This window comes from Pseudoduganella violacea, from assembly GCF_014191875.1.
Classification (GTDB): Bacteria; Pseudomonadota; Gammaproteobacteria; order Burkholderiales; family Burkholderiaceae_D; genus Rugamonas; species Rugamonas violacea_A.
Window position 1 is genome coordinate 142,182 of sequence record NZ_JACHXD010000001.1, and the last position, 18,088, is coordinate 160,269.

At 63.0% G+C, this 18,088-nt stretch carries 18 protein-coding genes and 1 tRNA gene; 9 read left to right on the forward strand and 10 right to left on the reverse strand.

What is annotated here, in order from left to right:
• Positions 1-3: 3 nt before the first annotated feature.
• Positions 4-1,104 (reverse strand): NAD(P)-dependent alcohol dehydrogenase, encoded by a 1,101-nt coding sequence (locus FHS03_RS00630; RefSeq protein ID WP_183439105.1) that lies wholly within the window; start codon positions 1,102-1,104, stop codon positions 4-6.
• A gap of 104 nt (positions 1,105-1,208) precedes the next feature.
• Here FHS03_RS00630 and FHS03_RS00635 point away from each other — a divergent pair, with 104 nt between their 5' ends.
• The 7 genes from FHS03_RS00635 to FHS03_RS00665 all read left to right on the forward strand — a co-directional run bounded on the left by FHS03_RS00635 (position 1,209) and on the right by FHS03_RS00665 (position 8,506).
• Positions 1,209-2,123, forward strand: a complete 915-nt coding sequence (locus FHS03_RS00635) for a LysR family transcriptional regulator (RefSeq protein ID WP_183439106.1) — start codon at positions 1,209-1,211, stop codon at positions 2,121-2,123.
• A 232-nt stretch (positions 2,124-2,355) separates the two neighbouring features.
• Positions 2,356-3,210 carry an HpcH/HpaI aldolase/citrate lyase family protein gene (locus FHS03_RS00640; protein ID WP_183439107.1) on the forward strand — a complete coding sequence of 285 codons (855 nt, stop codon included), beginning with the start codon at positions 2,356-2,358 and terminating at the stop codon, positions 3,208-3,210.
• On the forward strand, positions 3,207-3,716 hold the full coding sequence (locus FHS03_RS00645; protein WP_050410160.1) for a MaoC family dehydratase: 510 nt from the start codon (positions 3,207-3,209) through the stop codon (positions 3,714-3,716). Before FHS03_RS00640 ends, FHS03_RS00645 begins: the two co-directional genes overlap by 4 nt.
• A gap of 9 nt (positions 3,717-3,725) precedes the next feature.
• Positions 3,726-4,667: an ornithine cyclodeaminase family protein gene (locus FHS03_RS00650; protein WP_183439108.1), complete on the forward strand. Its 942-nt coding sequence runs from the start codon at positions 3,726-3,728 to the stop codon at positions 4,665-4,667.
• A gap of 26 nt (positions 4,668-4,693) precedes the next feature.
• Complete coding sequence (locus FHS03_RS00655; protein ID WP_183439109.1) at positions 4,694-5,917, forward strand: aminotransferase class I/II-fold pyridoxal phosphate-dependent enzyme; 1,224 nt, start codon at positions 4,694-4,696, stop codon at positions 5,915-5,917.
• Between the two features lie 11 nt (positions 5,918-5,928).
• Positions 5,929-6,798 (forward strand): DMT family transporter, encoded by an 870-nt coding sequence (locus FHS03_RS00660; protein ID WP_183439110.1) that lies wholly within the window; start codon positions 5,929-5,931, stop codon positions 6,796-6,798.
• 91 nt (positions 6,799-6,889) lie between these two features.
• Entirely contained in the window at positions 6,890-8,506 is a 1,617-nt protein-coding gene (locus FHS03_RS00665; protein WP_183439111.1) for a M28 family peptidase, read from the forward strand.
• Here FHS03_RS00665 and FHS03_RS00670 read toward each other — a convergent pair.
• The 6 genes from FHS03_RS00670 to FHS03_RS00695 form a co-directional block, all read right to left on the reverse strand.
• The gene (locus FHS03_RS00670; protein ID WP_183439112.1) at positions 8,503-8,871 is read right to left on the reverse strand and encodes an MmcQ/YjbR family DNA-binding protein; all 369 of its coding nucleotides are present in this window, start codon (positions 8,869-8,871) and stop codon (positions 8,503-8,505) included. The two genes, FHS03_RS00665 and FHS03_RS00670, sit on opposite strands and share 4 nt — an antisense overlap.
• 155 nt (positions 8,872-9,026) lie before the next feature.
• A complete protein-coding gene (locus FHS03_RS00675; protein WP_183439113.1) occupies positions 9,027-11,483 on the reverse strand; it encodes a TonB-dependent siderophore receptor in 2,457 nt (818 codons plus the stop codon).
• An 89-nt stretch (positions 11,484-11,572) separates the two neighbouring features.
• On the reverse strand, positions 11,573-12,544 hold the full coding sequence (locus FHS03_RS00680; RefSeq protein ID WP_229426004.1) for a FecR domain-containing protein: 972 nt from the start codon (positions 12,542-12,544) through the stop codon (positions 11,573-11,575).
• On the reverse strand, positions 12,541-13,038 hold the full coding sequence (locus FHS03_RS00685) for a sigma-70 family RNA polymerase sigma factor (protein WP_183439114.1): 498 nt from the start codon (positions 13,036-13,038) through the stop codon (positions 12,541-12,543). Before FHS03_RS00685 ends, FHS03_RS00680 begins: the two co-directional genes overlap by 4 nt.
• A 122-nt stretch (positions 13,039-13,160) precedes the next feature.
• Complete coding sequence (locus tag FHS03_RS00690; protein WP_183439115.1) at positions 13,161-13,553, reverse strand: hypothetical protein; 393 nt, start codon at positions 13,551-13,553, stop codon at positions 13,161-13,163.
• A 9-nt stretch (positions 13,554-13,562) separates the two neighbouring features.
• Positions 13,563-14,375 carry a hypothetical protein gene (locus tag FHS03_RS00695; protein WP_183439116.1) on the reverse strand — a complete coding sequence of 271 codons (813 nt, stop codon included), beginning with the start codon at positions 14,373-14,375 and terminating at the stop codon, positions 13,563-13,565.
• 158 nt (positions 14,376-14,533) lie between these two features.
• Between FHS03_RS00695 and FHS03_RS00700 the strand changes: the two genes are divergently transcribed.
• Positions 14,534-15,190 carry a response regulator gene (locus FHS03_RS00700; protein ID WP_183439117.1) on the forward strand — a complete coding sequence of 219 codons (657 nt, stop codon included), beginning with the start codon at positions 14,534-14,536 and terminating at the stop codon, positions 15,188-15,190.
• Positions 15,190-16,560 carry a sensor histidine kinase gene (locus FHS03_RS00705; RefSeq protein WP_183439118.1) on the forward strand — a complete coding sequence of 457 codons (1,371 nt, stop codon included), beginning with the start codon at positions 15,190-15,192 and terminating at the stop codon, positions 16,558-16,560. Before FHS03_RS00700 ends, FHS03_RS00705 begins: the two co-directional genes overlap by 1 nt.
• Positions 16,561-16,604: 44 nt before the next feature.
• Here the strand turns inward: FHS03_RS00705 and FHS03_RS00710 are convergent, their stop codons facing one another.
• From FHS03_RS00710 to FHS03_RS00720, 3 genes are all read right to left on the reverse strand, one after another.
• The gene (locus FHS03_RS00710; RefSeq protein ID WP_183439119.1) at positions 16,605-17,183 is read right to left on the reverse strand and encodes a PIN domain-containing protein; all 579 of its coding nucleotides are present in this window, start codon (positions 17,181-17,183) and stop codon (positions 16,605-16,607) included.
• Positions 17,183-17,647 carry a helix-turn-helix domain-containing protein gene (locus FHS03_RS00715; protein WP_183439120.1) on the reverse strand — a complete coding sequence of 155 codons (465 nt, stop codon included), beginning with the start codon at positions 17,645-17,647 and terminating at the stop codon, positions 17,183-17,185. The genes FHS03_RS00710 and FHS03_RS00715 overlap by 1 nt, the downstream gene beginning before the upstream one ends.
• Positions 17,648-17,937: 290 nt before the next feature.
• A tRNA-Arg gene (locus FHS03_RS00720) sits at positions 17,938-18,013 on the reverse strand.
• Between the last annotated feature and the right edge of the window lie 75 nt (positions 18,014-18,088).

Sequence of the window (18,088 nt, forward strand, 5' to 3'; positions counted from 1 at the left end):
AAATCAGTGCGGCATGCGCAGCAGGGCTTTGACGGTGGCGCCCGACAAGGCGTCTTCGGCGGCCTGGTTGATCTGCTCCAGCTCATACACCTTCATCATGCGGTCGGCCGGGAAGCGGCCCTGGCGGAACAGCTCCACCAGGCGCGGAATGAAGACGTCGGGCACTGCGTCGCCCATCACGCTGCCGCGCACTACACGTCCGCGCAGCAAATGCCATAGGTCGATGTCGAAGCGCGAGCCGGCCGGCGGCGCGCCAGTGATCACGCATACGCCGTTTTCCGCCAGCGCATCGACGGCCTGGGTCATCACCCGCGTGACGCCGGTCGATTCGACCGCGCCGTGCACGCCGCCTTCCGTGATGGCGCGGATGCGCGCCACAGCGTCCTCCTTGCTGCCGTTGACGGTATGGGTCGCGCCCAGTTCGCGCGCCAGATCGAGGCGACTGTCCTTGATATCCACCGCGATGATGGCGGCGCAGCCGGCCACGCGGGCGGCCATGATGGCGGCAAGGCCCACGGCGCCGGTACCGAAAACGGCCAGCGTGCTGCCCGGTGTGGGCCGCAGGGTGTTCATCACCGCTCCAGCGCCGGTCATGATGCCGCAGGCGAAGGGGCCGAGAAATTCGAGCGGCACGTTCTGCGGAACCTTCACCACCGAACTGGCCGGCGCGATGGCGCGCGTGGCAAAGGAGGACTGGCAGAAGAAATGGCTATGCACCTCATACATGCCGTGGTGCAGGCAGGTCGAACCATCCAGGCGCGCGCCGCCGAAATTCAGCGCCACATGGTGCACGCAGTAGGTGGGCAGGCCGCTGCGGCATTTCTCGCAGACGCCGCAGGCGCCAAGGCTCAGCACCACATGGTCGCCCACCGCCACCTTGCCCACGCGCGCGCCCACGCGCTCGACGATGCCCGCGCCCTCATGGCCGAGCACGATGGGCAGCGGCGTGGCGATGTGCTGGTCGCGCACGGCGAGATCGGTGTGGCAGATGCCGGTGGCGACCACGCGCACCAGCACCTCGTCGTCGCGTGGATCGTCCAGCGTCAGGTCGGCCAGGCGGAACGGTTCCGCGGCGCGGCCGGCCAAGGCGGCTCGTATCTTCATTTGTCTCCCTTTCATTGCGTTAGTCGGCGCTGCGGATTGTAGAATCGGCCATTTGAGCAAACAATCCTCGATCTCTGAAACCCTATGTCAGTCTGGAGCGAACAATGAATTACCAATTCCCGTGGATCGAAGCCTTCGTCAAAGTGCTGGAGACGGGCAGTTTTACCGAGGCGGCGCGCGTGCTGGGCGTGACCAAGTCGGTGGTCAGCAAGCGCGTGCAGGATCTGGAACAGGCGCTGGGCGCCAAGCTGCTGCACCGCTCCACGCGCCGCCTGACGCCCACCGATGTGGGCCAGGGCTTTTACGAGAAAACGCGCAGCATCCTGATCGACCTCGATGGCGCGGTGGAGGACGTGACGAAGAGCGGCGGCCGGCTGACGGGCGCCATCCGCATTTCCGCGCCCATGAGTTTCGGCACCATGCACCTGGGGCCGGCGCTGTATCCGTTTCTGCGGCGGCATGCGCAGTTACAGGTGGCGCTCTCGCTCAACGACCAGCGCACCGACCTGCAGACCGAAGGTTTCGACCTGGGCATACGCATCGGACGGCCTGGCGACTCTTCGCTGATCGGCCGCAAGCTGGGCATCAGCCGCCGCGTGCTGGTCTGCAGTCCAGAATACGCGCGGCGCAAAGGCATCCCCGCCACGCCGGAGGAATTGCGCGACCACGACTGCATCCACTACCTGACCGTCAATCCCAACCAGCTCTGGCAATTCGAGCGCCCGAACGGCGAAATCCGCTCGGCCCCGATCAGCGCCCGCTTCATCGTCAACAACGGCGAAGCGACGCGCGACGCCGCTTGCGCCGGCCTGGGCATTTCGGTGCAGCCGCTCTTTCTGGCCTGGGAGGCGATCCGCGACGGCCGGCTGCAGATCCTGCCGAATTTCAAATTGGCGGACGACTACATTTATGCACTCTACCCGCAGGACCGCCACCGTTCCGAAAAGGTGCGCGCCATCGTCGAATACCTGTCCGGCTGCTGGCAGCAACCGGCCTGGGAGCGCGTGATTTACCCATAAAATATTTCTAATTCACAGTGATAATTTATTATTAACAATAGCGTCCCAGCCATAACACTTTTATTTAAGAAGTCTTTTCTCTGACATTTTTGTGATTATGTGTGACTATTTATAGTTAAACATTACAAAATATAGACAAATTGATATAAAACTTCGTTGACACAACCTACCTAGACAGCTATCTTTCCGTCACCGTTGAATTTCAACGTAGGATTAACGTCAGGAGTTTTGTATGAATACTGTCTACAGAAGCTGGCTGTGCTCCTCTCCTTTCCGGGGGAATTTACTTCAGCGCACTATTCAGTGCGACGCCGATATTTGTCTCTTTGATTTGGAAGATTCCGTTCCACAACACTTGAAACCGACGGCGCGCGAAGAGCTAGTAAAGCAAATGGGTCTACCCCATGAAAAGAAATATGCTTTACGTATCAATGCCTTATCTACAAGAAATGGCCTGCATGACATGATGTTGCTGGCCGATAACGATTTCGATGTGGATATTATTCAATTGCCCAAGGTCGAATCGGCCGGGGAAATCCGCATGGCCTGCCATTTGCTAAATGAAATGGGCCGTAAAGCGGAGATATTCGCCATTATCGAAACGCTGGCAGGATTGAAAGCAATTGATGAAATCTGCGCCGTTGGCGGACAATTACGCGGTTTGATTCTGGGTTCCGCCGACATTTCTTCGGAAATCGGCATCCAGGTCAATAATAAGGGCCGCATGCTGGGCCAGATCAAATATCAGATCGCGGTGGCCGCGCTGCGGAATGGGTTACATGCAATCGACTCGCCCTGCTTCGCCATTGACGATGCGGCATCCCTGCAAGAGGAATTGGAAATCGCGCTGGATTTGGGCTTTACCGGCAAGATCGCCATCCACCCGTCCCAGGTTGCTTCCATCAACCACGCCTTCTCGCCTTCCGAGGCCGAGCTGCGCGAAGCCATCGCCGTCGTGCGCTCGGTTGACGATTCCACCCACGGCATCGCCGCGGTGCAGGGCCAGATGATCGGCCCGCCGTTCGCCAAATACGCGCAAAAAGTCATTCAAAAAGCAGGTCTAACCACGGAGCACGCACGTCAATGAAAAAGAGCATCAGCGTCCTGGAACATATCGATGGACAGCGTTACCGCGAATCGCATGGCATGTACTACGAAGATTTCGATGTCGGCGATATTTATGAGCACCGTCCCGGCCGCACCATCTCGGAGGCGGACAATACCTGGATGTCCCTGCTGTGCATGAACACCCATCCGCTGCACATCGACGCGGCCTATGGCGAGCAGACGGAGTTCAAGAAGCCCCTGGTGTCGAGCCTGATCACCTTCGCCATCATCGGTGGCTTGAGCCTGGCCAGCACCAGCGCGCGCGGCGTAGCGAACCTGGGCTGGAGCAATGTGCGCTTCCTCTCGCCGGTATTCGCCGGCGACACCATCTATGCCGAAACGCGCGTGGTGGCCAAGCGCCAGTCGGACTCCCGTCCCGGCGACGGCATCGTGACGGTGGAAACCAAGGGCTTCGTGCATCCTGACCGGCAGTTCATGGTCTGCGAGCGCAGCTTCCTGGTGCCGCTGCGCAACGCCCAGCAATAAGGCCGCGCCATGCGTATCCTCAACAGCAAGGATGTGCGCGCCCTGGTGACGATGGCCGATGCTGTGGCGGCGCTGCGCGAGGGTTACCGCGCCAGCGTGGCCGAGCCGGCCCTGGTGCCGGCGCGTACCATCATTTCGCCGCCGGGCAGCCACGCCTACCTGGGCGCCATGCCGGCTTTCGGCGGCAGCGCGCGCAAATTCACCGTCAAGGTGGCGGCCCTGCACCTGCACGAGCAGGAGGCAGCCAGCATGCATTCGCTGGTGACGGTGCAGGACGGCGCCACGGGCCAGTTCCAGGCTCTGATCGAGGGCAATAGCCTGACCGCGCTGCGCACCGGCGCCACCGCCGCCCTGGTGACGGACCTGCTGGCCCCGGCCGACGCCGACACCGTGGCCATCATCGGCAGCGGCGCGCAGGCGCTGACCCAGCTGGAAGCCATGTGTGCGGTGCGGCCGATCCGGCGCGCCCAGATCTATTCGCGCCACGGCGCCAATGTGCAGGCCTTCATCGAACGCTGCGCCGCCGTCAAAGGCATCGCATGTGAACTGCTGGCGGCGCCCAGCCTGCGCCACGCGCTGGAAGGCGCGGCCATCATCTGCACCGCCACCACCTCGGAAACGCCGCTGATCGAGGCCGGCGACCTGCTTGCGCGCTGCCATATCAACGCGGTCGGCAACCACACCGACGACAGCATCGAAGTCGGGCGCTCGGTGCTGGACCAGGCCTTCCTGGCCGTGGAGGAGCGCGCCGCCGCCATCCGCGAAGCGGGCGAATTCAATCACCGCGCAGCGGAAATCGGCGAGCTGCTGAACCAGGCCAAGCCGCCGGCGCCATCCGGCCACAGCGTCTTCGTGTCGGTCGGCACCGCCTTCCAGGACTTGTGCATCGCCACCCTGATCCAGCAGCGCGCCGACCAGGCGCAGGCCGGACAGCTTATCGAATTTGCTTGAAGCCCCCCCTATTCAAAGGAAAGAACATGCCAGACGATCTGATTGCCCCACGCAGAAACCAGTTCATGAACAACGAGAAGGCGGTTGCCATCGGCTCGCGCTTCTGGGAAGAGACGGCGGCCCACGGCCTGGCCGGCATCGTCGCCTCGCTCGGCAAAGACGGCTACTTCACCACCGACAACGGCCACCGTTTCGTCAACCTGAGCTGCTGCTCCTACCTGGACCTGGATTCCCATCCGCACATCATCCAGGGCGCTATCCGCGCGCTGGAAAAATACGGCGTGCTCGATCATTGCATCTCGCGCGTACGGGTGCAGATGCCGGCCCTGCTGGAACTGGAAGACAGCCTGTCCTCCCTGTTCCGCGCCAAGGTCGTTACCGCCATTTCGGCCAGCGCCGCCAGCGCCGGCATCCTGCCGCTGATCGCCTCCGGCCACCTGGCCAATGGCGAAAAGCCGGTGGTGGTGTTCGACAAGAACGCGCACTTCTCGATGAACCTGTACAAGGCTGTGTGCGCCGACGAAACCGAAGTGCTGACCGCGCCGCACAACGATATGAACTTCCTGGAGGACGTCTGCAAGAAGCATAAGAACGTCGCCTATATCTGCGACGGCACCTACAGCATGGGCGGCCACGCTCCGGCCGAGGAACTGCTCGCGCTGCAGGAAAAATATGGTCTGTTCCTGTACTTCGACGATTCGCACTCGCTCTCCATCGTCGGCGAAAAAGGCGAAGGCTATATCCGCTCCAGCATCCAGGAGGTGAACGACCGCACCATCATCGTGGCGACGCTGAACAAGGCCTACGGCGCGGCCGGCGCGGCCATCATGTTCGGCCCGAAACGCAGCGACCAGGCGCTGACCCTGGAACGCTTCGGCGGCCCGCTGGCCTGGTCGCAGCCAATGAACACGGCGGCCATCGGCGGCGCCCTGGCCGCGGCCGAAATCCACAACAGCCCGGAACTCAAGGAGCGCCAGGAAAAACTGCAGCGCAATATCAAGCTGTTCGACGCACGCATCGACACCGAGCAGAAAGGCTTGCAGTTCCCGATCCGCGTGGTGCGCGCCAGCCACGAGAACGTCATCAACGTCGGCCTCGACCTGTACCGCCAGGGCTTCTATGTGTCGCCGGTATTCTTCCCCATCGTGGCGCGCGACAAGGCCGGCCTGCGCGTGATGCTGCGCGCCGGGATGCCGGAGTCGGAAGTGCAGCGCCTGTGCGACACCATCCTGCGCAATAAACTGTTCTGATCGGCGCGCGCATGAACGGCCTGACCCGCATCCTGCCGCTGATTTCCTTGCTGGTCACGCTGACCATCTGGGCTTCCGTGCCCACGGTGGCCAAGGCGGCGCTGGCGCATGTGTCGCTGGTCACTTACCTGATGCTGCGCTACACGCTGGCGGGCCTGTTCATGCTGCCCTACCTGAAGCAGACCGTGGCCGGCGCGTCCGGGCTGTCCTGGCGCAGCTGGGCCGTGCTGGTGGTCAGCAGCTGCCTGATCATCTATGTGCAGACCTGGGCCATCCAGCAGGTCACGGCCAGCTGGTACATCGTCGTGTTCTCCAGCTGCCCGGTGCTGATCGCGCTGCTGCTGCGCTACCGCTTCACCACCCGCGCCGTGGCCGGCCTGCTGGCCACGGTGGCCGGCCTGGCCCTGTATCTGCAGGACAGCCATGCCGCCGGTGCGCCTTTCCAGCTGGGCGCCCTGCTCGGCGTGCTGACCGGCATGCTGGCCTGGGTCGCCTATACCGTTATCATCACGCGCTTCCATGCCGTCTATAACGACACCCAGATCACCGCCATCTGCAGCTATATCGGCGCGCTCTTCAGCCTGATGCTGTTTATCGCCGCCGGCGACTACAGCGTGCGGCAGGCCAGTTGGCCGGTGGCTGCCGCCATCATCGTCAGCGGCGTGCTGATGCCGCTCTCGCTGTGGTGTTATTCGTATTCGATGCGCAAGGCCGAGGCGCTCACCATCTTCGGCCAGTATCTGGAACCCTTGATCGGATTGTTCATCGCCTTCCTGGTTTTCGGCGCCGAGCTGACCGCCTTTGCCTGCGGCGCCGTGGCCCTGATCCTGTGCGGCACCATCGCCGTCACCCGCTATAGCGTAAAGCCGGTGCGCCCATGACATCCGTCCGTCTTCCTGCCCGCTGCATGGGGCATGCAAGCCCACAGAAGGTGCCGCCCACGGCACTCCGACTTCATTTTTTGGAGGAACCATGCGATCTTTACTGATTCTATGCGCCGGTTTGTGCGCCGGGGCTGTCGCCCAGGCACAGGAACCGGTGGTGGCCGAAAAACCGCTGCGCGCCCACCTGGCCTACCTTGCCAGCGACCTGCTGGAAGGGCGCGGCACCGGCCAGCGCGGCGCCGACCTGGCCGTGCGCTATCTGGAGAAGCAGGCGGCCGAAGCCGGTCTCAAACCCCTACCCAACGGCAGCTATCGCCAAGTGGTGCCGATGCTGGGCATGAAAATCCAATCGACCAGCCAGATGAGCATCGTCGCCAATGGCAAGAGCCAGGCGCTGGAATTCGGCCGCGACGTGATCTACGGCTCGGGCAACGGCGAATCCGAGCTGCGCGTGGACGTGCCGATGGTCTTCGTCGGCTACGGCATCCGCGCACCGGAAGAGAACTGGGACGATTACAAAGGCGTGGACGTGCGCGGCAAGCTGCTGCTGATGATGCTCAACGATCCGCAGCCGACGGTCGATGAACCGAACCGTTTCGGCGGCAAGTCGCTGACCTATTACGGCCGCTGGGATTACAAGTTCGAGGAAGCTTTCCGCCAGGGCGCGCTCGGCGTGCTGGTGCTGCACACGGACGCTTCGGCCTCCTACCCCTTCTATGTACCGGCCAACGCCTATAAGCTGGAGCGCGTGCACCTGGCCGGCGGCGGCAACCGTTTCGAAGGCTGGCTGGAGGAAAACGCCAGCAAGGCGCTGTTCACGGCCAGCGGCCTCGATCTGGCGGCACTGCGCGCCAGCGCCGAATCGCGCGCCTTCCGTCCGGTGGAACTGACGGCCAGCGCGCATATCGAAATGCACAGCAGCATGCGCCAGCTGGAACAGTCGAATATCATCGGCATCGTTCCCGGCAGCGACCCGCAGCTGAAACACCAGGCCATGGTGTATTCGGCGCATTGGGACCATCTGGGCAAGGATCTGGGCAAGGACGACAAGAACGCCCGCACCGGCAAGACCGACCATATCTGGAACGGCGCGGTGGATAACGCCTCCGGCTCGGCAGCCCTACTGGCTATGGCGCAGGCGGCGGCGAAGAAACCGGCGCGCCGCACCCAGATCTTCTTCTGGCCCTGCGCCGAGGAAGAGGGCATGCTGGGCAGCGCAGCCTATATCCGCCAGCCGGCCTGGCCGCTGGCGCAGACCGCCGCCAACCTGAATCTGGACAGCATGAATTTTGTCGGCGTGACGCGCGATATGGGCGTGCCGGGCAGCGATGCCAGCACCCTGCGCGCCACCTCGGCCGAAGTGGCGGCGAAGATGGGGCTGAAGCTGGTGCCGGAAGTGCCGGATCCGGCGGGCAGCTTCTTCCGCAGCGACCACTATAACTTCGTGAAGGCGGGCATCCCGGGCATCCGTGTCGGCTCTTCGGTGTTCTCGGGCGACGGCCTGTTCGACTTCGTCAACGATCCGACCGGCTCGCTGGCACGCATCCGCGACTACACCCAGCACTATCACCAGGTATCGGACGAATACAATCCGGCCTGGGATCTGTCGGGTATGGTGCAGCAGGCGCAGTTCACGCTTAACCTCGGCTATGCCGTGGCGAACGCCGAGCGCATGCCCTCCTTCAAAGGCCAGCCGCCGCGCTAAGCCTGGGCTTCCGCCAGCAAGGCCCGCTGCCGGGTCTTGCTGAGCGATGCCAGGGCGCGCTCATACGACCACTGCACCAGTTCCCGCAGATAGTCTTCGGGAAAGGCTTGCACGTTCACGATCGTGGCCCAGTGAAAGCGCGCCATGAAGCGCGCCGGCTTCACGCCCGGCATGCCGGTCAATTCCAGAAAACGATCGGGCGTGGCGCGAAAGCTGAAGCGCCATTGTTCCGGCTCGCTGGTCTTGAACCAGGCGAAATGCTTGCCGCCCACTGTGTAGGTCAGGACATTCGAAGGCGGGCCGTGCAAGGCTTCCACGGCGGCTGGAAAGCTGTTGCAGAGGTCTTTCGCTTGCTGGATATTCATCGGCTCTCCAATGGTGAAGCGCAGATCATACAACGGTAACAGGCAGGTACTCGCTATCCGCAAAAAGACGTGCCGAAGCCGTGATCTCCACCATCAACGAGATGCGGCGCGCCATCGAAATGGCGCAGCCGCCCTTCATCCGCTGACGCGCCCCATCAACGACGCGGCGTGTACTTCAGGGTCAGCATCGCGCTGCGCGGTTCACCGTAATGGTTGTTCGACGCCGTTGTGCTGTAAGCTGGAATGTAATAGCGCTTGTCGAAGACATTGTTCACGTTCAGCGCCAGCGAAACTTCCGGCGTGACCTGGTAAGCAAGGCGGGCGCCCCAGGTGCTGAAGCCAGGCACATTAAAGGTGCGGCCAAAGCCCAGGGTATTGCTCTGGGTGTTCACGCCACCGCCCACGCTGACATTGCGCAGGGCGCCGGTCAGCTTGTAGTCGGCCCACACGCGCAGCATATGCTTGGGCGCCCAGGTGCTGAAGATCTGGCCTTCATTCTCGGGATCGGACAGATACTTGGTCGTGGTGTAGGCATAACCGGCGAACAGCTGCAGGCCGCGCGCCACTTCACCGCTCACTTCCGCTTCGCCGCCCTGGCTGCGTACCTTGCCCGACGCGCGCGAGCAGTACCAGCCGTCGCAGGCAAAGCCGGCATCCGTATCCTGCACGGCGCGGCCCGAATGATCGTAGCGGAACACGGCGAAGGAGGTGTTGAGGCGGCCTTGCAGCAACTCGCCCTTCACGCCCAGCTCATAATTGCGTCCGGTGACCGCGTCCAGCGTATGGCCGGCGACATTGCGTTCGGCTTGCGGCTCAAAGATATCGGCGTAGCTGGCGTAGGCCGACCAATCCTTGTTCAGCGCATGCACCAGGCCTGCATAGCCGGTGAATTTGCCCGATTCCGACTTGGTTTCGCTGGAACCCGGCGCGGCATACGTTTCCTTGAACCAGCTCAGTCGCCCGCCCACCACAGCGGTCAGTGCCGGCGAAAACTTGGTGCGCAAGGCGCTGTATACACCCTTCTGCTCCGTGTCGTAAGTGCTGGTGCGGGCGCGGTCCAGCTTGGCGATGCTGTTGAAGTCCTGCCATGGACGGTCGTGGCGGATATTCAAGATATTGCCGCCCTCTTCCCAGGTACGCGTATAGGCATCGTCCGAATTGAACTGCGAGTAATTCGCGCCGACGATGAGTTCATGCTGCAGCGCCAGGGCATCGATCTGGCCGCGCAGATAAGTGTCGAAGCCGCGTTTGCGGCTGCTGAAATCGACGGCGAAATTGGCATAGTCAACGCCATTGCCCTTGGCGTCCACCGCGCCGGCCATGCGCTGATGGACCGAGGCGTTACTCTCGCGCATGGCGATGCCGGCGAATTTATAGGTCCAGCGCTCGTTGAGGCGGTGCTCCAGATCGAAGAACAGATTGCTTTGCTCGTTCTGCGAACGGTTCCACCACGCGCCGGTATAGGTGGAGCGCGGCAGGCCGATATCCCCGCCATCCGCATGGCGCGGCAGGCCGATCATCTGGGGACGCGAACGGCTGCTGGCATGGCTGACGCCCAAGCCGATGGTGGTGGCGGAACTCAGATCGTAGTCCAGGGCGGCATACTGGGTATGCGCGCGGCTCCAGACCGAATCGATATAGGAATGCGAACGGTCCTCGTCCAGCAGCACGCGGCCGCGCAGCGTGCCTTCGGCGTTCAGCGGCCCACCGGCATCAAGCTGGGCGCCCAGATGATCCCACGAGCCGGCCTTGCCCGTCAGAGTGATGGTGCGTTCGGCCTGGCCGCGTTTGCGCACCAGATTCACGGCGCCGCCCGGGCTGCCGGTGCCCTGCAACAGACCCGATGCGCCGCGCAGCACTTCCATGCGGTCATAGAAGGCCATGCCTTCCGAAGCCCAGTTGCCGAGCGCGTAGGTGTTGCGCGGCATCGGCACGCCATCGTATTGCCACTGGTCAATCTGGAAGCCGCGGGAAAAAACGACCAGGCCGGGGCCGACGCCCTGCGCACCCACCACGCCCGTCACATTATTGACGGCCTGGCGCAGATCGGTGATGCCCTGGTCGTCCATGCGCTGGCGCGTCAGCACGCTGACCGACTGCGGAATCTCTTTCATGGCCTGTTCGCCGCGGCCCATGGTCATCACGCTGCTGGTGTAGGCGCCGCTGTTTTCGGTGGTGGCGCTCTTTTCCAGCTGCGCGGTCACGGTGACGCTGGGCAGCGTTTGGGCAGTCTGCGCCGTGCTGCCAGCCACCGCCTGCAGGGCATAGGAACCATTCGGCGCGCGCACCGCATCCAGACCGTGCCCTTTCAACAGCTCGGCCAGGCCTTCCGCCACGGTGTAGCTGCCATTCAGGCCGGCGCTGGTCTTGCCGGCGGTGAGGGAGGAATTGGCGGTCCATTCGATGCCGGCGGCCGCAGCGAAGCGGTTCAGGGTCTGATCCAGCGAACCGGCAGGCAGGCGATACATCTGGCGCGTTTGCGCCACGGCGCTGGTTTGCTGCGCCAGGGCGGCCGGCGCGGCGGTCAGCAGCCCCGCTGGCACGGCGCAGCACAGCAAGGCTGCGGCGAGGGAGGATGGGGTGGATGGTGAACGGTGGAAGCGGTGCCGCATGATGCCCTTTCGTTTGAGGATGTGGATTCGATACCCTGCTTTCCGAACGAGAAAGCAAAACCCTCAATCGCGCGGTAAAAAAAATTTCGTCAGGCCTGGCGGCGTGGCAGCACCCTGACCCAGTAAGGGCTGAGATAGCGGATTTCCAGCGGTAGGGCGAGTGCCAGGTTGCGCAGGGCGCGGTCGGTATCGCGCAAGGAGAACACGCCGCTCACCCGCAGCCCGGCCACAGCCGGATCGCAGCGCACCATGCCGCGCCGGTAGCGTCCCAACTCATCCAGCAGGTCTTGCAGGCGCATTTGCTCGGCCACCAGCACGCCGCGCGACCAGGCAGCGGCATTTTCCTCAGCCTGCTGCACGGCGCCAATGCGGCCGGCATCGAAGCTGGCCTGCTGTTCCGCCTCCAGCCGCTGCACCGAGCCATGTTCGCAGCGGATTTCAACCGCGCCATGCTGCACGCTCACGCTGGATTGATGCGCATACTGCCGCACCACGAACTCCGTGCCCAGCGCCCGCACCGTGCCATGCCGGCTTCGCACCGAGAACGGCCGGGCAGCGCCATCTTTAGCCGTGGCCACCAGAATCTCACCAGCCCTCAGCACGATGCGGCGCTGCGTGACGCTGAAGGCCACGTCGATGGCACTGCCGGTGTTCAGCACCACATTGCTGCCGTCGGGCAGGACCAGGCGGCGGATTTCGCCGGTCGCACTGGTGTAATCGGCACTGGCCAGCGCCCATGTCTCGCTGCTGCCAGCCAAACGCCAGGCGCCGCCGGCGACAACGCCGAGGCCCAGCAACTGCAAGACCTTGCGGCGCGCCGGCGACGGCGTGGGCATGCTCTTCAGCGCCGCGTGGGCGGCGGCTCCCGGCATGGCGTCAAAGCGCTCATTGACCGCTTGCAGGCATTGCCACGCCGCCTCGTGCTCCGGCTTTTGCGCGCGCCAAGCGGCGCAGGCGGCGCGTTCGGCATCGCTGGCATTGTCCGACCACAGGCGCGCCATCCATTCTGCGGCGCGCTGCACCAGCACCGGGTCGGGCACGGACGAAAGCATCTGCTTCATGCCGAATACAACGCCAGACAGCAGGCCTGCAAGGCCGCCGCAATGTATTTTTCCACGGACGACACGGAAACGTCCAACTGCGCCGCGATGTCGCGATAGTTCATGCCATCGAGCTTGCACAGCAGGAAGGCGCTACGCGCCTTGGCAGGCAGCTTGTGCAGTAGACGGTCCAGCTCCAGCACCGCTTCGACGGCCAGCGCCCTGTCCTCTTCCGATGGCGTTTGCGCCTCGGGCAAGACGCGCAGCGCCTCCAGATACGCCGCCTCGATCTGGCGGCGGCGGAACAGGTCGATCATCAGGCCATTCGCCACCTGCGCCAGGTAGCGCCGCCCATCCTCCGCAGCGGGCCGGGTGCCGGCGTGCAGGATGCGCACATAGGTATCGTGGGCCAGGTCGGCCGCATCCCAGGCATTGCCCAGCTTCGCGCGCAACCAGTTGCGCAGCCATGCGCCATGGTCGGTATACAGGCTATGCAGCGGGTGGGATGAGGACATGGGTGCGGCGTGGCGGCGGTCGCCTGCAAATGAGAACGATTCTCATTATAGCGGATTTGCGCGGTGACTTGCAGATCGCCTGTTCACGCCTCGCACGCGCTGCGGCGCATCGCCTTGCCGCTTTATTGCCCGACCAGTTTTTCCAGCCGCGAGCCATCGACGCGCATCTGGTATTTGCGCACCGTGCCGCTCGGGTCGAACAGGATGACCAGCTCGCGGTTTTGCGCCGTCACCTCGACGGCGCTTGCCAGCGATCCGACCAGCGGCACGAAGCTGACCAGCGCCGGCAGTTCCAGCTTGTCGTTATAGACCCAGACCTCATAGCCGCTGGGGAAGCTGGTCACCGCCGCCCGGCCCAGCGCGGCAGCCACCTCCGCCTTGCTGCTCCGGCCGACGACGAGCCGGGTCTGCGCCTCGGTCACGCTGACACCCGTGGAGGTGCGCGTTGGGCTGGCGCAGGCGGTCAGCAGCAGCAGACCAAGTGCGGCAAGGCCGCTGTGAAAACGCAGGTGCATGACGGTGTCCTAGTGCGCGGCCGAGGCCAGCGGCGCCTCGTCCATGTATTCCAGTTCGATCAAGGTATCGTCCGGCCAGCTGGCGTCCGAGATATGGATCCACACCGTGCGGTCCATCAGCAGCGGATAAAAGTCATAAAAGGAGAAAATCAGCGGCGGCAAGGGCCTGCCATAGTAGTGCGAGGAGAACAGCACCTGGCGCCGCGCGCCATGCACCAGCGTGGCGCTGAAGACGGGACGCTCCGCGTACAGCCACCAGCCCTGCTTGCGGTCCAGGCACAAATCGGAGGCCGCGTTCAGCGCATACCAGCTTGGCGTCTTCAATCCCCGCGCCAGGTCGGCGCCGCGATTGACCTCGCACTCAAGGCGCAAATCGCCCAGACGGCGCATGTGGGCGGGCAAGCCCGGCGTGCGCACCTCGGGGAACCAGGCAAAGCTGCGGTCCTTGCGGTTGCTGCTGACCGTCGCATTTTCCTCATACAGCTTGCTATCACGCTCCACGGTGAAACTCATATCCGGCGCCAGCGGCAGCACGGTACTGCCGTTGGCGCCGCGCAGGGTGAGCACCGTCCCTTGCGCCGCCACCTTGGGCAGGCGCGGCAAAATACGGTAGCGCAGCGTGGCTTGCGGCGCCAGATGATGGTATTGCTCGAAGAAGGCCATGCCCTTCACCAGATCGCGGTAACGGCGTTCGTCCGGATCGCTCAGGCCATTGATTTCGACCACTTGCACCGCGCCCGCGCCGGCATCGGTGCCTTGCTGCGCATGGAGCGGCGCGCAGCAGGTCAGGGCCAGCAAGGGCAGGCAGCGTAAAAGCCTCATAGCATTCCTCGTCATCACCTCAGTTAGCATAAGACTATCATCGCAACCTTTAGAAAATATTAAGGTTTGCCTTTCCCCAGCGCCGCGCGCGCACTGCTATTGCCTTGAAAGGAGCCACCTTTGGCAAAGCTTAAGGTTCGGGCTTTATACTTTTCCGCATGCATATCCTAATTATTGAAGACGACCTCGATCTGGGCCAGGCCTTGCAGCAAGCGCTGAAGGCCGATGGCGTCAGCAGCGAATGGCGGCGCCGCATCAACGACGCGCCGCCGGTTTGCGACATGCAGGACTACGACTGCGTACTGCTCGATCTGAGCCTGCCCGATGGCGGCGGCCTGCAACTGCTCAAGCAATGGCGCAGTGCCGGCTGCACGGTGCCCATCATCATCCTGACCGCGCGCGCCGGGCTGGAAGACCGCGTCACCGGCCTCGATGGCGGCGCCGACGACTTTATCGTCAAACCCTTCATCACGGCCGAATTGATGTCGCGCATCCGCGCCGTGCGGCGCCGCTACGCGCAGCAGGCCACCGAAGTGTGGCGCATCGGCGCCTTGCAGATCGAGCCGCGCGCCCACCTGGTGCAGCTCGACGGCGTGGCGCTCGACCTGTCGCCGCGCGAATTCCAGCTGGTGCTGGAACTGGCGCGCGAAGCCGGCGCCGTGGTGCCCAAGGGCGCGCTGGCCCAGCGCCTGGAGCCGCTCGGCGATCCGCTCGATTTCGGCGCCATCGAAGTGCACGTCTCCAATCTGCGGCGCAAGATCGGCGCCCAGCGCATCCGCACCGTGCGCGGCGTCGGCTATATGCTGGAGGCGTGATGTACCGGCGACGGCCATGGGCCAGGCCGACCCTCACGCGGCGCATCGTGATGGCCCTGCTGGTCGCGTTCGTGCTGGTGTGGTCGGTATTTCTCGGCATCGAATTCGTCAAGGCGCGCGATGTGCGCCACAACGACCAGGAACTGCGCGATTTCAGCGCCAGCATGATGAGCTCCATCAGCGGCCTGACCACGGCCAATGAAGCGCGCGCCGTCGCCAACACCACCTCCATCATCCTCAACGACTACTACGACAGCATCGACGTCCCCGGCGCCGTGCTGCTGCAGCTCGACGCGCGCAGCGGCGAACGCCTGTTCCTGTCGCCGGAAGCGGAAGGGGTGCGGCTCAAGGGCATGAATGGACAGATCGGCAACGCCGTCATGCACGGCTTGCGCTACCGCGTTTACCGCGGCGAATCCGAGCGCTGGATTCTGACCGTGGCCATGCCGATGCCCGCGCCCTTCTGGCTGCTGACCAGCGTCGGCAGCGATCTGGTCAAGGATTTGCTGATCGCCTTCCCGCTGGTGCTGCTGCCGATCTGGATTGCCGTGGCGCGCGGCCTGCGTCCCCTGCACCTGCTGTCGAAACGGATTGCCGCGCGCGGCCCGGACGAGCTGTCCCCGCTCGACCTCAACGCCAGCTACGCCGACCTGCTGCCGCTGGGCCAGGCGATCAACCAATTGCTCGCCAAACTGCGCCGGCGCATCGAACGCGAACACAATTTCGTCCACGACGCCGCGCACGAACTGCGCACGCCGCTGGCCGTGATCTCGGTGCAGGCCCACGCGCTGGCCGCCGCGCCCGACGAAACGCAGCGGCGCGTCGCCGAACAACGCCTCGACCACGCGATCGCGCGCGCCTCGCACCTGATCGCGCAGCTGCTGGAAATGGCGCAGGCCGACGGCAGCACCGCGCGCAGCGCCAGCAAGGTCGACGTGGCCGAACTGGCACGCCAGGAACTGGCCCTGGCCGCCCCCGCCGCCATGGCGCGCCAGCTCGACCTGGAACTCGACGCGCCCGACACGCTGCCGCACACGCTCGACGTGCCGGCCTTCCAGGCCATTCTGCAAAACCTGCTGCGCAACGCCGTGCACTACACCCAGGAGGGCGGACGCATCGTGGTCAGCCTGGCGCGCAACGGCAGCGGCCTGCAACTGGCGGTGGCCGACAACGGCCCCGGCATCGCAACGGCCGAACAGGAATTGATCTTCGAACGCTTCTATCGCGGCAGCGGCGGTCACGATACCCCGGGGTCGGGACTGGGCCTGGCCATCGTCAAGCAGGCCGTGGCGCGCTTGGCGGGCAATGTGCGCCTGAGCGGGGGGCTGGATGGGCGGGGGTGCACCTTCAGCGTGGAGCTACCGACTTAGCCGGCATCTGTGAACGAACCTACCAGCTTCACGGACCCGCTTGCTCAGATCAGTTCGATTGCATCTCTTAACAGCTTGCTTATTTGCGGGAGTCCTTGTTGTTCAAACGTCGCCACGTGAGCCTCTGCCGACTTGGGCGGGTTACGCAAACGCTCTCGCTGTGCCTTTACCACGCTGAGAAAACCGATCGGATCAAGGTGATACTGAGCAACAAGGAAGTCATCAGGATGAAGCACTTCTATTCCATAAGGTTTTGCAATCTCTTCTGGAAAATCCTTCATATTAAAAGTTACGATAGCATCCGCATGGCCAATAATTGCCGCAGCCAAGACATGACGATCATCCGGATCTGGCAACTTCAGGCTATCGACAATGGACTCGGCATTCTCAACGAGGCAGTCCTCCACAGCCGATGCCATTAACTCCACCGTACGCTCGAGCCTCTTCGGGTCAAGCTCAGGCCGCTTGGCCAAGAGATTGCGTATCCATTCCTGCTGAATGCTCTCCGTCCAGCGAGGACGGTATAAGCCATCCGCGCCAAGACTGAGCAATAGATCCCGTAACGGTGCCGGATACAATACGCATGCGTCCAATACCGCTGTATAGCGCGCAGTCCCGGCCATCAATAGCCCATTTCAAGCTCCTGCGCTTGATCAGCCAGTTCCTGCATTGCATCGTGCGCTTTCTGACGTCGCGTCTCTTTGTACTTAACAACATCTTCGAATGTCACCCTGCGATGCGTCCCAACCATATGATATGGAATCTTTCCTGACTCCAGCAGTCGAACCAAGTATGGCCTTGATACATTCAAGAACATGGCCGCCTCCTGAGTCGTAATATCAAGCTCCTTCGGAATCACCGAGACTGCCTTGCCCTGGGCCATCGAACCCAGCAAATCTGCAAACATCCGCAAGACCTTTGGCGGCAACTTAAGGATAGGCGCCCCATCTAAAGTCTCAATACCATCCTCGACAATTGCAATGCTCACAGCTCGCGAATGATCGAGCGCACTGATGATGCACCGTTGCGCGGATTTTGCGAGCTCGACTTCTTCCTTGCTCTCCAAGCGATCAACGATAGCCGACATTAAAATCTCCCTCTGAAACCTGATCAGCAGCCAGCCTCCTCATCGGCACGGTTCGTGCCGATGAGGAGGCTAACATTCCCTTCAAAACCATTGTAAACAAATCCTACGAAACAACCGAAATAAACGCAACAGCAAGATGCAAAATCGGATCGCAAGCGAGAACGCTTACGCAGGTGGGACAGCATGGGCATGAGGGGAAAGCGTTCGGCAGCGACTGTACCAAACTGAGCAGAATAATGCCCTACGATGCAATGTTCTGCATCTAATTAATTGATTTTATGGGGAATTAGTGGTGCGGCTGGCTGGGATCGAACCAGCGACCCTTGGCTTCGGAGGCCAATACTCTATCCACTGAGCTACAGCCGCGCGGGTGGGATGTCGGAAGTGAGACGAAGGATACCGGCTTTCGCCGCCGCCGTCCATGAGAATGCGGAAATTATT

Coding starts and splice junctions, on each gene's coding strand:
- FHS03_RS00665 (WP_183439111.1), top strand. CDS start 6,890: ATGCGATCTTTACTGATTCTATGCGCCGGTTTGTGCGCCGGGGCTGTC.
- FHS03_RS00635 (WP_183439106.1), top strand. CDS start 1,209: ATGAATTACCAATTCCCGTGGATCGAAGCCTTCGTCAAAGTGCTGGAG.
- FHS03_RS00680 (WP_229426004.1), bottom strand. CDS start 12,544: ATGAAGCAGATGCTTTCGTCCGTGCCCGACCCGGTGCTGGTGCAGCGC.
- FHS03_RS00655 (WP_183439109.1), top strand. CDS start 4,694: ATGCCAGACGATCTGATTGCCCCACGCAGAAACCAGTTCATGAACAAC.
- FHS03_RS00685 (WP_183439114.1), bottom strand. CDS start 13,038: ATGTCCTCATCCCACCCGCTGCATAGCCTGTATACCGACCATGGCGCA.
- FHS03_RS00645 (WP_050410160.1), top strand. CDS start 3,207: ATGAAAAAGAGCATCAGCGTCCTGGAACATATCGATGGACAGCGTTAC.
- FHS03_RS00630 (WP_183439105.1), bottom strand. CDS start 1,104: ATGAAGATACGAGCCGCCTTGGCCGGCCGCGCCGCGGAACCGTTCCGC.
- FHS03_RS00650 (WP_183439108.1), top strand. CDS start 3,726: ATGCGTATCCTCAACAGCAAGGATGTGCGCGCCCTGGTGACGATGGCC.
- FHS03_RS00675 (WP_183439113.1), bottom strand. CDS start 11,483: ATGCGGCACCGCTTCCACCGTTCACCATCCACCCCATCCTCCCTCGCC.
- FHS03_RS00710 (WP_183439119.1), bottom strand. CDS start 17,183: ATGGCCGGGACTGCGCGCTATACAGCGGTATTGGACGCATGCGTATTG.
- FHS03_RS00640 (WP_183439107.1), top strand. CDS start 2,356: ATGAATACTGTCTACAGAAGCTGGCTGTGCTCCTCTCCTTTCCGGGGG.
- FHS03_RS00715 (WP_183439120.1), bottom strand. CDS start 17,647: ATGTCGGCTATCGTTGATCGCTTGGAGAGCAAGGAAGAAGTCGAGCTC.
- FHS03_RS00705 (WP_183439118.1), top strand. CDS start 15,190: ATGTACCGGCGACGGCCATGGGCCAGGCCGACCCTCACGCGGCGCATC.
- FHS03_RS00690 (WP_183439115.1), bottom strand. CDS start 13,553: ATGCACCTGCGTTTTCACAGCGGCCTTGCCGCACTTGGTCTGCTGCTG.
- FHS03_RS00700 (WP_183439117.1), top strand. CDS start 14,534: ATGCATATCCTAATTATTGAAGACGACCTCGATCTGGGCCAGGCCTTG.
- FHS03_RS00660 (WP_183439110.1), top strand. CDS start 5,929: ATGAACGGCCTGACCCGCATCCTGCCGCTGATTTCCTTGCTGGTCACG.
- FHS03_RS00695 (WP_183439116.1), bottom strand. CDS start 14,375: ATGAGGCTTTTACGCTGCCTGCCCTTGCTGGCCCTGACCTGCTGCGCG.
- FHS03_RS00670 (WP_183439112.1), bottom strand. CDS start 8,871: ATGAATATCCAGCAAGCGAAAGACCTCTGCAACAGCTTTCCAGCCGCC.